Annotated in this window: 16 protein-coding genes and 2 pseudogenes; 3 read left to right on the forward strand and 15 right to left on the reverse strand. The window is 71.6% G+C overall.

The window, feature by feature from the left end:
- The 6 genes and pseudogenes from ACFOYX_RS10615 to eno form a co-directional block, all read right to left on the reverse strand.
- Window positions 1-451: pseudogene (locus ACFOYX_RS10615) on the reverse strand (hypothetical protein); the annotation flags it as partial.
- 224 nt (window positions 452-675) lie between these two features.
- On the reverse strand, window positions 676-1,605 hold the full coding sequence (locus ACFOYX_RS10620) for a Ppx/GppA phosphatase family protein (protein WP_322440726.1): 930 nt from the start codon (window positions 1,603-1,605) through the stop codon (window positions 676-678).
- Between the two features lie 221 nt (window positions 1,606-1,826).
- Window positions 1,827-2,339: an amino-acid N-acetyltransferase gene (locus ACFOYX_RS10625; RefSeq protein WP_322440674.1), complete on the reverse strand. Its 513-nt coding sequence runs from the start codon at window positions 2,337-2,339 to the stop codon at window positions 1,827-1,829.
- Between the two features lie 2 nt (window positions 2,340-2,341).
- Window positions 2,342-2,899 (reverse strand): DUF501 domain-containing protein, encoded by a 558-nt coding sequence (locus ACFOYX_RS10630; protein ID WP_322440675.1) that lies wholly within the window; start codon window positions 2,897-2,899, stop codon window positions 2,342-2,344.
- Between the two features lie 34 nt (window positions 2,900-2,933).
- Window positions 2,934-3,572, reverse strand: a complete 639-nt coding sequence (locus ACFOYX_RS10635; RefSeq protein ID WP_322440676.1) for a septum formation initiator family protein — start codon at window positions 3,570-3,572, stop codon at window positions 2,934-2,936.
- A gap of 29 nt (window positions 3,573-3,601) precedes the next feature.
- Window positions 3,602-4,885, reverse strand: a complete 1,284-nt coding sequence (eno, locus tag ACFOYX_RS10640) for a phosphopyruvate hydratase (protein ID WP_322440677.1) — start codon at window positions 4,883-4,885, stop codon at window positions 3,602-3,604.
- Between the two features lie 244 nt (window positions 4,886-5,129).
- On the opposite strand from eno, the gene ACFOYX_RS10645 reads away from it, so the two are divergent.
- Window positions 5,130-5,822, forward strand: a complete 693-nt coding sequence (locus tag ACFOYX_RS10645) for a hypothetical protein (RefSeq protein WP_322440678.1) — start codon at window positions 5,130-5,132, stop codon at window positions 5,820-5,822.
- 83 nt (window positions 5,823-5,905) lie between these two features.
- Here the strand turns inward: ACFOYX_RS10645 and ACFOYX_RS10650 are convergent, their stop codons facing one another.
- The gene (locus tag ACFOYX_RS10650) at window positions 5,906-7,045 is read right to left on the reverse strand and encodes a low temperature requirement protein A (RefSeq protein ID WP_322440679.1); all 1,140 of its coding nucleotides are present in this window, start codon (window positions 7,043-7,045) and stop codon (window positions 5,906-5,908) included.
- 68 nt (window positions 7,046-7,113) lie between these two features.
- Window positions 7,114-7,935 (reverse strand): alpha/beta hydrolase, encoded by an 822-nt coding sequence (locus tag ACFOYX_RS10655; protein ID WP_322440680.1) that lies wholly within the window; start codon window positions 7,933-7,935, stop codon window positions 7,114-7,116.
- A 517-nt stretch (window positions 7,936-8,452) separates the two neighbouring features.
- Between ACFOYX_RS10655 and ACFOYX_RS10660 the strand changes: the two genes are divergently transcribed.
- Window positions 8,453-8,989, forward strand: a complete 537-nt coding sequence (locus tag ACFOYX_RS10660; RefSeq protein ID WP_322440681.1) for an NUDIX domain-containing protein — start codon at window positions 8,453-8,455, stop codon at window positions 8,987-8,989.
- A 66-nt stretch (window positions 8,990-9,055) separates the two neighbouring features.
- Here the strand turns inward: ACFOYX_RS10660 and ACFOYX_RS10665 are convergent.
- A pseudogene (locus tag ACFOYX_RS10665) lies at window positions 9,056-9,580 on the reverse strand (DUF885 family protein); the annotation flags it as partial.
- Window positions 9,581-9,733: 153 nt separating this feature from the next.
- On the opposite strand from ACFOYX_RS10665, the gene ACFOYX_RS10670 reads away from it, so the two are divergent.
- A complete protein-coding gene (locus tag ACFOYX_RS10670; RefSeq protein ID WP_377533985.1) occupies window positions 9,734-11,299 on the forward strand; it encodes a recombinase family protein in 1,566 nt (521 codons plus the stop codon).
- 49 nt (window positions 11,300-11,348) lie between these two features.
- Here ACFOYX_RS10670 and ACFOYX_RS10675 read toward each other — a convergent pair whose 3' ends face one another.
- From ACFOYX_RS10675 to ACFOYX_RS10700, 6 genes are read right to left on the reverse strand one after another with little or no spacing between them, the layout of a single operon-like run.
- Entirely contained in the window at window positions 11,349-11,480 is a 132-nt protein-coding gene (locus tag ACFOYX_RS10675; protein WP_377533903.1) for a hypothetical protein, read from the reverse strand.
- Complete coding sequence (locus ACFOYX_RS10680) at window positions 11,477-12,190, reverse strand: RNA ligase family protein (protein ID WP_377533904.1); 714 nt, start codon at window positions 12,188-12,190, stop codon at window positions 11,477-11,479. Before ACFOYX_RS10680 ends, ACFOYX_RS10675 begins: the two co-directional genes overlap by 4 nt.
- 32 nt (window positions 12,191-12,222) lie before the next feature.
- Entirely contained in the window at window positions 12,223-12,405 is a 183-nt protein-coding gene (locus ACFOYX_RS10685) for a hypothetical protein (RefSeq protein ID WP_377533905.1), read from the reverse strand.
- Complete coding sequence (locus tag ACFOYX_RS10690; protein ID WP_377533906.1) at window positions 12,402-12,605, reverse strand: hypothetical protein; 204 nt, start codon at window positions 12,603-12,605, stop codon at window positions 12,402-12,404. The genes ACFOYX_RS10685 and ACFOYX_RS10690 overlap by 4 nt, the downstream gene beginning before the upstream one ends.
- The gene (locus ACFOYX_RS10695) at window positions 12,595-13,104 is read right to left on the reverse strand and encodes a hypothetical protein (protein ID WP_377533907.1); all 510 of its coding nucleotides are present in this window, start codon (window positions 13,102-13,104) and stop codon (window positions 12,595-12,597) included. The genes ACFOYX_RS10690 and ACFOYX_RS10695 overlap by 11 nt, the downstream gene beginning before the upstream one ends.
- Window positions 13,101-13,415 carry a hypothetical protein gene (locus ACFOYX_RS10700; protein WP_377533908.1) on the reverse strand — a complete coding sequence of 105 codons (315 nt, stop codon included), beginning with the start codon at window positions 13,413-13,415 and terminating at the stop codon, window positions 13,101-13,103. Before ACFOYX_RS10700 ends, ACFOYX_RS10695 begins: the two co-directional genes overlap by 4 nt.
- Window positions 13,416-13,493: the final 78 nt, after the last annotated feature.

Here is a 13,493-nt window from a genome sequence, read left to right on the forward strand (position 1 = left end):
TCCCCACCCTGGCGCGGAGCCTCCGCACCCGGACCGATTGACGATCCCGCAACGGGACAACGCGCGGCGCAAGGGCGTGCGCGAGCGCACTAACGCGGCCCCCGGTGCTGCCACCCTCCATTCCAGGTTCCTTTTCTTGGCCAATTCGAAAGCTGAGTCGCGTGTGCGAAGAAGCACAGGGCACCTTGCGGGATGAAGACCAAACGAAGGCGTTGAGGAGTCGGCGGATCTCGGCGATGCTCAACGCGATGATCTCGGGGTCGGGGTCGGGGTCGGGGTCGGGCTGCTGCGCGGCGAGGATGGTCAGGACGGCCAGGGCGAGCACGACCAGGGTGACGTGCCGGTGCCAGCCGGTCCAGCCGCGGACCTGGTAGTGGTCCAGGCCGACCTGGCCTTTGCCGGTGTGGGTAGGTTGACGTGTCGTAAAGAACCTCGGTCGGATGGTCGGCACCGATGACCGAGGACGTTATGGCCATGGCCGAGATAGCGGCCTTCCTCGGTGTGTCCAGGCAGCGAGCCAACACGCTCGCTGCACGCGCAGACTTCCCCGACCCGATCGCCCACCTGACCGTCGGCCGAGTGTGGCGGGCGGCGGACGTCAGGGCTTGGGCTGCGAAGCGTCGCAGCGACCTTGAGGGCGAACCCGGCTAGCAGACCGCGCAGGGGCCGACCCTGCTACAGAATGCTGTAGCAGATGCCGTCGAGGATGTCGTGCTCGGAGGCGACCACCGACGGCATGCCGGCCCGCTCCATGATCACGCGGAGCACCAACGCCCCCGCGCCGATCACGTCGGCCCGGCCCGGGTGCATCACCGGGATGGCGAGCCGCTGCTCCCGGGTCTTCGCCAGCAGGTCGGCGGTGACGTCGGCGACCTGCTCGTACGACACCCGGGCGTGGTGGATGCGCGCCGGGTCGTACTCGGTCAGGCCCTGGGCGACGGCGACCACGGTGGTGACCGACCCGGCGAGCCCGACCAGCGTGGCGGCCTCGCGGCCCGGCACCACCGCCAGCGCCCGGTCCACCGCGACCACGATGTCGGCCTGGGCTGCGGCGATCTCGTCCAGGGTCGGCGGGTCGCCGTGCAGGTGCCGCTCGGTCATCCGGACACAGCCGATGTCCATCGAGACGGCGGCTTCGACGCCGCCCTCGCGGGTGCCGACCACGAACTCGGTGGAACCGCCGCCGATGTCGACCACCAGGTACGGCTGCTCGGCGTCGGCGGGCAGGCCGCGCACCGCGCCGGTGAACGAGAGCCGGGCCTCCTCGTCGCCGGTCACCACCTCGGGCTCGACGCCGAGGGTCTGCTCGACCATCGCCCGGAAGTCGGCGGCGTTGGCCGCGTCGCGGGTCGCCGAGGTGGCGCACATCCGGACCCGCTCGGCGCCCAGCTTCTCGATCTGGGCGGCGTAGGACGCCAGCGCGACCCGGGTGCGCTCGATGGCCTCGGGGGCGAGCCGGCCCGTCCTGTCGACGCCCTGGCCGAGCCGGACGATCTCCATCCGGCGGGTCACGTCGACCAGCGGCGCCTGCGGGCCGGCCGACGGGGCGGGCAGGTCGGCGACCAGCAGTCGGATCGAGTTGGTCCCGCAGTCGATGGCGGCCACACGCGTCGTCACGGCAGCAACCCTACGGCCCGGGCGCCACGGTCACGGGCGCAGCCCCGATCCCGACGACGGGTTCCGCCTCCCGGGAGGGGCGTCACTCGTCGGGCAGGTCGCTGCCGGACTCGACGTCCCCGGACCCCGCCCAGCAGGTGCCCGCCGAGCGGCGTCAGCCGGTGCAGCACCACGGCGCCGTCGCGCCCGGTCCGGAGTCGGGCCGGCCGTCAGAGGCGCAGCAGCATGCGGGTGTTGCCGAGGGTGTTCGGTTTGACCCGTTCCAGGTCCAGGAACTCGGCGACGCCCTCGTCGTACGAGCGCAGCAGCTGCTCGTAGACCGGCTGCGGCACCGGCGCGCCGTCGATCTCCCGGAAGCCGAACGAGCCGAAGAAGCTGGTCTCGAAGGTGAGCACGAAGATCCGGGCCACGCCCAGCTCCCGGGCGGAGTCGATCAGCTCGCCGACGATCCGGTGGCCGAGCTTCCGGCCCCGGCAGGCCGGGTCGACCGCCACCGTGCGGATCTCGGCCAGGTCCTCCCACATCACGTGCAGCGCGCCGCAGCCGACCACCGTGCCGTCGGGCGCCACCGCGACCCGGAACTCCTGCACGTCCTCGTAGAGCGTGACGGTTGCCTTGCTGAGCAGCCGCCGGTCGTCGGTGTAGGTGTCGACCAGCCGCCGGATGCCCCGCACGTCGCCGGTGCGGGCGCGGCGCACCACGATCTCGTCGGAGACCGGCATGCTCACTCGCCCGCCGGGACATCCACGCACGGGCCGGCGGCCCACCACTTCTCCACCAGCGCGAGGGTCTCGTCCCCGAACGGGTTGACCCCCGGCCCGGCGCCGAGCGCGTGCCCCAGGTGCACGTGCAGGCACTTCACCCGGCCGGGCATGCCGCCGGCCGAGATGCCGGCGATCTCCGGCACCTCGCCGATCGCCTCCCGACGGGTGAGGTAGTCCTCGTGCGCCGCCCGGTAGCGGGCGGCCAGCTCCGGGTCGGTGCCCAGCCGGTCGGCCATCTCCTTCATCAGCCCGGCCGACTCCAGCCGGCTGCACGCCGCGGTCGCCCGCGGGCAGGTCAGGTAGAACAGGGTCGGGAAGGGCGTGCCGTCGGCCAGCCGGGGCGTCGTCTCCACCACGTCGGGCAGGCCGCAGGGGCAGCGGTGGGCCACCGCCCGGGTGCCCCGGGGCGGGCGTCCGAGCTGCGCGGCCACCGCGGCCAGGTCGGCCTCGGTGGCCGGCTGGCGCTCCGGCGGGGGTACGGAACCCGCCGCCGGGTCCTGCGGTGGTACGACAGTCACGGTGCCCATCTCTCGTTCGGTGCTCAGGTGGTGCTCACTTGTCGGGGCGCTCGGCGTTGGCCGCCTGCACGCTCGACCACAGCGTGTCGTACCAGGGGTCCGGCGCCTTCGGCGGCCCCGGCTTCGCGCCCTTGCCGGCGTCCTTGGCGGCGCCCTCCGGGTCGGAGAGCACCACGAGCAGCGTCTCCCCCGGCTTGCCCATGAAGAACCGCTCCCGGGCCTGCGTCTCGATGTACGCCGGGTCCTGCCACTTGGCCGCCTCGGCGGTGAGGTCTTCGATCCGCCGGCGCTGATCGGCCTGGGACGCCTCCATCCGCTCGATGTCGCGCTGCTGGTCCAGGTACACCCGGACCGGATAGGTGTACGCCAGGGCGAGCGCGATCAACACCGCGAACAGCACGGTGGCGCGCCCGGTGAAGCGCCGGGGGTGGGGTGCGGAGAGCCGCTTGACGGTGCCGCCGGCAGCCGTCCGCCGGGCGGCGGCGGGCCGGTTCGCGGAGCGTACGCCCTCCGCGCCCCGGGCCGTGCCGGGCGACCGGCCGGCGGCGCCGCGCGGCTCGGCGCGGACGCCACCCTCGCGGACCGACGACCGGGCCCGAGGCCCGCCCGTCCGGCCGGCCTGACCCGGCCGACGGGCGGGACGCTGGCCACCCGGTGTGCGGCGCTGCTGCATCGTCACACCCCTCCCCCGGAGCTACGCGCTCAGGCCGAACGGTAACGCGGGAACGCGCCCGCACCGGCGTACCGCGCCGCGTCGGCCAGCTCCTCCTCGATGCGCAGGAGCTGGTTGTACTTCGCGACCCGGTCGGAGCGGGCCGGCGCGCCGGTCTTGATCTGGCCGCAGCCGGTGGCCACCGCCAGGTCGGCGATGGTGGTGTCCTCGGTCTCGCCGGAGCGGTGACTCATCATGCACTTGAAGCCGGCCCGGTGGGCCAGGTCCACCGCGTCCAGGGTCTCGGTCAGCGAGCCGATCTGGTTGACCTTCACCAGCACCGCGTTGGCGGCCTTCTCGGTGATGCCGCGGGCGATCCGCTGCGGGTTGGTGACGAAGAGGTCATCGCCGACGATCTGGATCCGGTCGCCGACCGCCGCGGTCAGGGTCGCCCAGCCGCTCCAGTCGTCCTCGGACAGCGGGTCCTCGATGGAGACGATCGGGTAGTCGCCGATGAGCTTGGTGTAGTAGTTGCTCATCTCCTCGGCGGTCTTCGCGCTGCCCTCGAAGGTGTACGTGCCGTTGTCGAAGAACTCGGTGGCGGCCACGTCCAGGGCGAAGACGATGTCGGTGCCCAGCCGGTAGCCGGCCTTCTCCACCGCCTCGGCGATCAGGTCCAGCGCGGCGGCGTTGGTGGGCAGGTTCGGGGCGAAGCCGCCCTCGTCGCCGAGACCGGTCGACAGGTCCTTCTTCTTCAGCACCGACTTCAGCGCGTGGTAGACCTCGGCGCCGGAGCGCAGCGCCTCCCGGAAGCTCGGCGCGCCGATCGGCGCGATCATGAACTCCTGGATGTCGACGTTGGAGTCCGCGTGCGCGCCGCCGTTGAGGATGTTCATCATCGGCACGGGCAGCAGGTGCGCGTTCGGGCCGCCCAGGTAGCGGAACAGGCTCAGCTCGGCGCTGCCCGCGGCGGCCTTCGCGATCGCCAGCGAGACGCCGAGGATGGCGTTGGCGCCCAGCTCGGCCTTGTTGTCCGTGCCGTCGAGGTCGAGCATCTTCTGGTCGATCAGCCGCTGCTCGCTGGCCTCGTACCCGATGAGCTGGTCGACGATCCTGTCCTCGATGTTCGAGACGGCCTTCTCGACGCCCTTGCCCTGGTAGCGGTCCGCGTCACCGTCGCGCAGCTCGATCGCCTCGAAGGCGCCGGTGGAGGCGCCGGAGGGCACGGCGGCGCGGGCGATCGTGCCGTCGTCGAGCCCGACCTCGACCTCGACCGTCGGGTTGCCCCGCGAGTCCAGGATCTCCCGGGCGACGATTCCCTCGATGGTTGCCACTGAGTCGCTCCTCGTTTGTGTGTTCCGGTCCGGTATGGGCCGCGACGGTGCGGCTGAGGCAGGTGTTGCACGCAGCGTATCGGGCGACGCCCGGTCGCACGTCTCCACCCGGTGAGCGACGGACGTACGGACCCGCACGCGAATCGCACGCCCGACGAAGGGTGACACGGACATTCCCGGATTCTCGGGCGTCAACCGGCAACGGGTTTGCGAGAGGTCGCCTCGATCGACAAGGCTGGGCGCCATGCCCGCCGCCTCGACCACCCTCCGCGTGCTCGCCGCCTCGGTCATCGCGTCGCTGACGGTCACCGGGTGTCAGGCGCTCGACGACGCCGGACAGGCCCTCGGCCGGGCCGACCTGGTCAACGACCTGGCCGCCCGGATGGACCGGGCGCTCGAGCAGACCTGGGCCGCCGACTACCAGCTCCCCGGCGGGAAGACCGCCTCGATCGCCCAGACGGAGGATCCGCTCCGGTCGGCGTACACCTGGCCGGCCGGCAAGATCACGGTGACCCAGGAGGCGTTCACCCGGTGCGCGACGACCGCCGGCCGCACCTCGTGCACCCTGCTGCCGCCGGTGCTGACCGCCGGGAAGCCGTCGGTCGCCGTCTACACGGAGGCCGGCAGGCTCGGCCTGGTCACCCCGCCCGCCGTGATCAGACTGCTCACCGAGGCCGCCCTCGACCCGGCGGCGACCATCGAGCAGAGCGACACCACGCTCGCCGGACACCACGCCACCTGCGTCGACGTCACCCGCTCCGGTGACCGGTTCGACGCCTGCGTCACCACCGAGGGGGTGCTGGGCAGCTTCACCGGCACCCTGGACGGCAAGCCGGCGGAGGTGGCGCTGACCGGCTACACCGAGACCGTCGACCCGACCACCTTCGACGTGCCGCCCGGGGCCGGCGTGGTGGACCGCCGCCGCGCGGCGTCCTGACCGGACCGGCGCCTCCCGCCCCTGACGGGCGTTCCGGTCCGGCCCCGCCGGCGGCCGGCGCCAGCGCGTCCGACGCGGTGGCCTCAACGGGCGCGGGCCAGCCGTTCACCGACCGCCGCGGCGACGAGAAGCGCCGCGAGCACGCCGAGCGCCGCCGGCGGCGGCAGCGCCCGGCCGAGCGGCAGCAGGAGCAACGCCGCCACGGCGGCCGCGACCTGCGCCGGCTGGACCGCCTGCTCGGTGAGCCGGCGGAACAGCAGCCGACCGGCCAGGTAGACCGTGGCGCCGCCGTACAGGGCGACGGAGGCCGACCAGCTCAGCGTGCCACCGCCGGAACGGCGGCCACCGCCGTCCTGCTCGGCGACGTGCGCGAGCACCTGCTCGATGCCGAGCGCGACGTAGATGACCCCCATGATCAGCAGCAGGTGGGTGACGCTGTAGGCGTCCGCGGCCATCCGGGCCCGCCGGTCCCCGCTCGCCGCGGCGAGAGCGCGCGCCGCCGCAGGCGCGGTGTCGTCGAAGTACAGCCACCACAGGCAGACCGTCACGGCCAGGCCGACCAGCGCCACGCCGAGGACCGGCGGCGCGATCACCGCCGACCCTGCCCCGGCCCCCGCCGCGACCAGCGACTCGCCGAGCGCGATGATCAGGACGAGTCCGTGCCGTTCGGCGAAGTGGCTCGGGCTGCGCAACGGCCAGACGCCGCGCCACGCGTACGACAGACGCTGCCCGCCGAGCTCGATCACGAACGCCGCCACCCACAGCACGGCATGGGCGGCCCCGGCCAGCAGCGCGCCGAGCAGGAGCGGCACCCAGCCGAGGGCGCTGACCATCGCGAAGAAACGGATCCGCGCGCGCAGTCCGGGGACGCCGCCCGCAACCCAGTGGTACAGCAGCAGGTAGACCGCGCGGAGCAGCACGTAGGCCAGGACGAGGAGCAGGGGCCCGTCCAGGCCCGGCCCGGACGACCAGGCGCGGGGCATGACCAGCGCGGCGACGAAGAGCGCCGCCATGGCGACCAGGATCCCCGCACGGACCAGACCGACGTCGGCCCGCGTCTGGTTGCCCAACCAGGCGTACGACGACCAGGCGAACCAGAGCAGCACCAGCAGGAGCAGGCCCTGCGCCATGGCCACCGGGGTCGGCGGCTGCCCGATCAACGCCATGATCCGCGTGAGCGCGAAGACGAACACCAGATCGAAGAAGATCTCGAACGTCGTCACCCGACCGTCCGGGGCGGCCGGCGCCGGGGCCCGCGGCCGGATCCGCACGTCGTCGGGCCGGGACGCGTTCAGCTGCGGAGGAACGCGAGCAGATCCTTGTTGACCTGATCCTGATGGGTCGAAGTGATGCCGTGCGGCGCGCCCGGGTAGTAGATGTCCTGCGCGTTCCGGACGAGCTGGGCGGTCTTCCGCGCCGAGTCCTTCACCGGGACGATCTGATCGTCCTCGCCGTGCAGCACGAGCGTGGGGACGTCGAACTTGGCGAGGTCGTCCCGGAAGTCCGTCTCCGAGAACGCCTTGATGCTCTCGTACGCGTTCCACAGCCCGGCCTGCATGCTCCACAGCCAGAACTGGTCGAGGATCCCCTTCGAGACCTTCGCCCCGGGCCGGTTGGCGCCGTAGAACATCTGCGCCAGGTCCTGGTAGAACTGCGACCGGTCCTTGACCAGGTTCGCGCGCAGTTCGTCGAACACGCTGATCGGGAGGCCCTCCGGGTTGTCCGGGGTCTGCACCATGATCGGCGGTACGGCGGAGATGAGCACCGCCTTGGCGACCCGGCCGGTGCCGTGCCGGCCGATGTAGCGGGCCACCTCGCCGCCGCCGGTCGAGTGGCCGATCAGCGTCGCGTCCCGCAGGTCGAGCGCCTCGATGACCGCGGCGAGGTCGTCGGCGTACCCGTCCATGTCGTTTCGGGTGCCGGACTGGCTGGACCGGCCGTGGCCGCGACGGTCGTGGGCGACCACCCGGAAGCCGTTCTGCGCCAGGAAGAGCATCTGCCCGTCCCAGGCGTCCGCGCTGAGGGGCCAGCCGTGGGAGAAGGTGACGACCGGACCCTCGCCCCAGTCCTTGTAGTAGATGTCCGTGCCGTCCCTGGTCGTGACGAAACTCATGCCGCTACCTTCCTGGTCACAAAAGTGGGGTGCGGACGACCGAGCCGCGCGCGCAGTCTCGCCGCAGGCCGGCAGGGGGAGGTCGACTTCACCCGATGCTAGGTCGGCCCTCGGCCGGGAACGGCCGGTTCACCGAAACGCGCTGCGGGCGAAGGGAAAGGCCCCCGACCGGTCGTTGCCGACCGGTCCCCATCGCCACGACTACCCTCGTACGGATGTCGATCCCCCAGCCGGTCCGCGCACGCTTCCTGCCGGGATCGGACGCCACCGTCCCGCCCGCCCCCGACGACCTGGCCCTGCCAGTGGCCGGCCGCCGGCTGTTGACCGCACCGGACGGCGGCTTCCCCCGGGTCGCCGACCTGCCGCCGGAGACCCGCTGGGTGCCGCTGGGCACGCTCGACGGGGTACGCGCCTGGGGCGCCCGGGACAGCACGACGGGGGGCGCTGGCGCAGCTGGCGCGCGCTCGCCGCCGAGCTGCCCGAACCGCTCGCCACGCTCGCCGGTCGGGCGCTGGCGGTGCTCACCTGGCGGCGCACCCACCGCTGGTGCGGCGCCTGCCGGGAGGAGCTGGCCGACGTGCCCGGCGAGACGGCCCGCCGCTGCCCCGGCTGCGAGTTGTACGTCCCGATGGGGCTCTCCGCCGCGGTGCTCACCGCGATCACCCGCCCCGGCCCGGCCGGCGGCGCCGACGAGCTGCTGCTCGTCCGGCACGCGTACGGCCCGGCGGAGCTGTGGGCGCTGGTCGCCGGCTACCTGGAGGCGGGCGAGTCGCTGGAGGCGGCGGTGCACCGGGAAGTGGCCGAGGAGGTCGGGCTGGCCGTCGGCAGGGTCACCTACTTCGGCAGCCAGCCCTGGGCGATGTCCGGGCCGGGGACGCTGCTCGCCGGCTTCACCGCCACCGCCGCCGACCCCACGGCCGAGCCGGTGGTCGACGGGCGGGAGCTGACGCAGGCGCGCTGGTTCCCGGTGGACTCGCTGCCGGCGGAGCTGCCACCGGCGTACTCGATCTCCCGCTGGCTGATCGACGCGGCGGTGACCGCCGCGCGGCGCTGAGCCCGCGCGGCGTCCGGGGCCGCAGGCCGAGGCCAGGGAGGGCAGCGCCGCGGGTGGTCCGCCGGCTCAGACGCCCAGCAGGGTGCGCAGGTGCCGGGGCGGCGGGCAGTCGTGCGCCAGCATCGCGTCGTGCCACTCGCGCACCGACACCCCGTCCGGCCGGGACCGGGCGATGTCGGCCATCTCGCTGTAGCCGACGAAGTACGTGGAGAGCTGGGTGGAGGTCAGCAGCGCCCGGCGCCACTTGCCGGCCGCCTCGCCCTCCTCCTGGAAGCCGCGCCCGGTCATCAGCGCCATCGCCTCCGACTCGGGCAGGTCCTCGCCGTGCACGAGCTGGTCGAGCAGCGCGTTGATGGTCATCCGCAGCTGCATCTTGAGCTGCTGCAACCGCACCGGCAGCCCGCCGAAACCGAGGCCGGCCATCAGCTCCTCGGTGTAGACCGCCCAGCCCTCGACGAACACGCCGGACTCGGTCAGCGCGCGGACCCGGGTGGGGCCGGCGTACCGGCGGGCGTGGGCGAGCTGGAGGAAGTGACCGGGCATCGCCTCGTGCACGGTCAGGTTGCGGATCATGTGGTCGTTGTACTCGCACAGCATTGCGGAAACATGACCCTGGGGTTTACGATCGTCAACATGATCAACCTGGCGCTCCTCCTCGACACCCCCGGCCAGCCGCTCGACGGCATCAGGATGGACGGCGACGAAGCGCGCCGCCAGTTGGGCGTCGCCTCACTCCCCGACCACATGCAGTCGCTCAAGGGCAAGGTCGTCGCCATCTACCTTCGCATCTCCGATGACAAGGAGGAGGAGGGCAAGGGCGTCCGCCGGCAGGCGAAGGACAGCATCTACTACGCGCTGTCCCGTGGTGCAGCCACCATCGTGATCTACGAGGAGAACGATACCGGAGCCTTCAAGAAGAAGCGGCTGGTGAAGACCGCGTCGGACGGCTTCCGCTACTACGTGTGGCGGGTCGTGCGCCCGGTCTGGGATCGGCAGCTCGCCGACCTCCGCGCGAACGTCGCCCAGGCCGTGGTCACCTACGACATCGACCGGCTGGCCCGCGACAACCGCGACCTCGAAGACGCCATCGAGCTGGCCGAGTACATGGGCAAGCTGTTCATGGGTGTGACCGGCTCCCTCGACCTGCTCACCGACAGCGGCCGAGCGATGGCCCGGGTGCTGGTGGCGATGGCCAACAAGTCGAGCGCGGACACCGCACGCCGGGTCGCCCGTGAGCACCTGGCGCGGGCCGAGGCCGGTGAGCCGGCAGGCGGTCGCCGCCCCTTCGGCTGGACGGAAGACAAGCGGACCCTGGACCCGGTCGAGAGCGAGCACATCAAGGACGCGGTCGCCAGCATGCTGGCCGGCGTGACCCCGAGCGCCGTCATGGCCGACTGGCTCAAGCGGGGCATCCTCACGCCGCGAGGCAACCCGTGGACCTGGGCACCGTTCCACTCGATGATGCGCAACCCCCGGATCTGCGGGTGGCGCGGCAAGCTGGAGACCATCAACCTGCCCGATGGCCGCATCCGCCAGGTGTGGCAGATCGTGAAGAAGGCGGACGGCACCGAGGTCAAGGGGAAGTGGGAGCCGATCGTCAGTCGTGACGACTGGGAGAAGCTGCGCGCCACCATCGGGGAGGGGCACGCCCCGAAGGACACCCCGGCAGGCGAGGCACGCGCCAAGCACCTGCTGAGCGGACTCGTGCTGTGCGGCAGGTGCGCGCACACCCCGCGCATGGTGGGCGTGGAGACGAAGTCGAAGGGGAGGAACGGGCTGCCCAGGATCACCCGCTTCTACCAGTGCCTCGGGGCGACGGCTCGCGGCTGCGGCAGGAACAGCCGGGCGATGGACCCGCTCGACGATCTGATCCGCGACACCGTGTTCGAGGTGCATGACAAGCGCGGGGGCGTCGTGCCCGAGATCGAGGAGGAGCCGTCGCCCGACCCCCACGCGGACCGGATCAACGAGATCGAGGAGCTGCTCGCCGAAGCCTACGACGCCTGGAAGGGGAAGCTGCTCCCGTCGGCCGACTACTTCAAGATCCGTGCGGACCTGACCGCCGAGAAGGAGGAGCTGGAGGAGGAGCAGTCCGATGCCCTGCTCCTCGGGGGGCCGTCGCTGAACACTCGCGTGGATGTGCGTGGCACCTGGGATGAGCGCACGAACGCCGAGCGCCGGGCCTTCCTCTCGCACTACCTCCAGGCGGTGATCATCCACCCGATCGAGAAGGTATGGGACGAAAGGAAGAAAAAAGACATTCACCCGCTTCGATTCAACCCGGACCTGATCGAGCCGGTCTGGCGCTGAGCAAAAAAAAAGCCCCGCCCCCCTCGTGATTGAGGGAGACGGGGCTTCTTCATGACTGGTTGCTCTTGATCTTTACGTGGATGCCGAGGGCGGCGTTGGCAGCCATCCACCGCTCCAGCGTGGGCGTCGGGGCCAGGGCTACCTGGCGCTCGATCCATGCCTCGCGCTGTTCGGCGGTCACGCCACGTCCCCGAGGTACGCCCGGCCGATCGACAGGTCGGCGGCCATCTTGCGCTGGGCTCGGGCACGCCTGGCCTCGTCGAGCTGGACCACCTGGCTCTTGGGTAGGGTGTCGTTCTCGATCAGCACCTTGTAGACCTGGGAGCTGGCCGAGTGGTAGACGACCAGCCCCTCGGGGTTGTCGTAGCCGGGCGCGGCAGCCGAGCCGGCCTGCATGAGGTCGAGCAGGGTCTGACGGACGATCGGCGTGGTGAACGGGCCGATGTACAGGGTCGGCACCACGTTGACGCCGGGGATCTTCTCGACGCCGTCCTCGTCCAGCACCAGGTCGCGGTAGCGGTGGACGTTGAACAGGGAGAACCGCTTCTCCCCGTGGGTCAGGCCGTAGGCACGCTGGATGCCGGACCCCCACCACTCGCCGAAGTGGTAGCCGGGACCGAGCGCCTCGGCCAGGGCCTGGGCGTTGACCTGGACCCACCGGGCGAAGCCGGCGTTGTCCTTCTCCGGGGTGATGACCCGGTTGCGGGACTGGGCACCGACGTGGAAGAACTGGTCCCCCACGGTGACGCCGGCAGCCCACTTCGGGTCGCCCTCGGCCGGGTCGCCGGCCTGCACGATGACGCAGGCGTTGGTGCCGTCGATCTTCTCGGTGATGACCATGTCGCGGAACAGTCGGGGGGTCTTGGGCCAGGCACGGAACTCGGGTCGCACTACTCTCTCTCCTTCGCTCACAGGTTCACATGTCATCGGGATACCAGGTCGGTCTTCTGCCAGGTGCGGACTCCCTCACCGAAGGAGTGGATCTCCGTCAGCTTGAAGACGGTGCCGCACCAGGGGCAGGCCCAGAGCAGGCCGAGAAGCCGCCAGCGGGTCCGCTTCGGGGTCTCGCAGGGTCGAGGCCCGCAGGCCAGTCGGGTCACGCTCACTCGGACACCAGCTCCTTGATGTTCAGCTCGGTCGCCTGCTCCCGTTCGCGGCCATCGGGCAGCCGGATGACGGCCGGCACCAGGTCCACGTCCGGGCCGAGGCGTCGCAGGTACGACACCAGCTCGCGCTTGACGGTGAACCCGGCGGACGGCAGTCCCTCGTCGTTGAGGACCACGTACACGTACGAGCTACGCGCCACTGGGCACCACCTTCACGATGTTCTTGACGTTCTGGATGGTCACCGGGGCCGGGGCGTTGCGGTACTCCTCGACGTAGTCCTTGAGCACGCCGGGCACGTACTTCCGCTCGTACTGCCGGCGGGCCAGCGTGTCGGCGCTGAGCTGCCGGGAGTAGGTGTAGCCCCACTCGATCTTGTACGGGTGGCGGCGCTCCAGTTCCTCCTCGGAGATCACCTCGCCGGTCTCCTTGTGGGTGTAGAGGTGGTGCGCCCGCACCTCCCAGTGCTTGTCGCTGGCGTACGGGTCGATGCCCTTGCCGGTCCGCTTGTCCCGGTACCGGGTGCGCTGGTAGCCGGCGCTCCACCGGGAGCCCTCGGTGCGGTCGATCTGTGCGGTCTTGCCGTTGTAGGAGCGCAGGGTGCCGAGCACCATCTGCACGGACCGGCCGGACATCTGCGGGTAGACGATCGTGTCGCCCGGCTCGATGGTGTGGCCGGCGATGTCCTTGAGTTCGCTCACAGGTTCACACTCTCCTCGGCGGCAAACAGCTCGGCCAGCTCGTCCTCCAGGTAGTCGGCCTCGAAGTCCCGGGCCGACCGCATGCTGGTGCCGCGAGTGTGGACGTGGGCCCGCAGGACGGCGAAGAACTCCTCCCCGTGCGGGGTGTTGCCGCAGCCCGGGGCGAGGTAGGCCCGCCGGATGCGCCGGCCATGCAGGATCTGGGTGCTGTTCGTGCTGACGACCTGGCGGCCACGGAACTGCGGGTACTGCTCGGCCTGCTTGAGCCAGCCAACGACGAGGATGTCTTCGGGGTGGGCGGTGTCGATCACTGATGTACCTCCAGGACGATGATCAGAGCGAGGATCTGAGACAGGGCGATCAGGCTGCCGGCAGTGGCGGCGGCGAGC

This window comes from Micromonospora sp. GCM10011541, assembly GCF_042650725.1.
Lineage (GTDB): Bacteria > Actinomycetota > Actinomycetes > Mycobacteriales > Micromonosporaceae > Micromonospora > Micromonospora sicca.

What these genes read in the sequence shown, in the direction of transcription:
- ACFOYX_RS10635 (WP_322440676.1), bottom strand. Translation starts at nt 3,572, where the DNA reads ATGCAGCAGCGCCGCACACCGGGTGGCCAGCGTCCCGCCCGTCGGCCG.
- ACFOYX_RS10625 (WP_322440674.1), bottom strand. Translation starts at nt 2,339, where the DNA reads ATGCCGGTCTCCGACGAGATCGTGGTGCGCCGCGCCCGCACCGGCGAC.
- ACFOYX_RS10645 (WP_322440678.1), top strand. Translation starts at nt 5,130, where the DNA reads ATGCCCGCCGCCTCGACCACCCTCCGCGTGCTCGCCGCCTCGGTCATC.
- ACFOYX_RS10655 (WP_322440680.1), bottom strand. Translation starts at nt 7,935, where the DNA reads ATGAGTTTCGTCACGACCAGGGACGGCACGGACATCTACTACAAGGAC.
- ACFOYX_RS10670 (WP_377533985.1), top strand. Translation starts at nt 9,734, where the DNA reads ATGCAGTCGCTCAAGGGCAAGGTCGTCGCCATCTACCTTCGCATCTCC.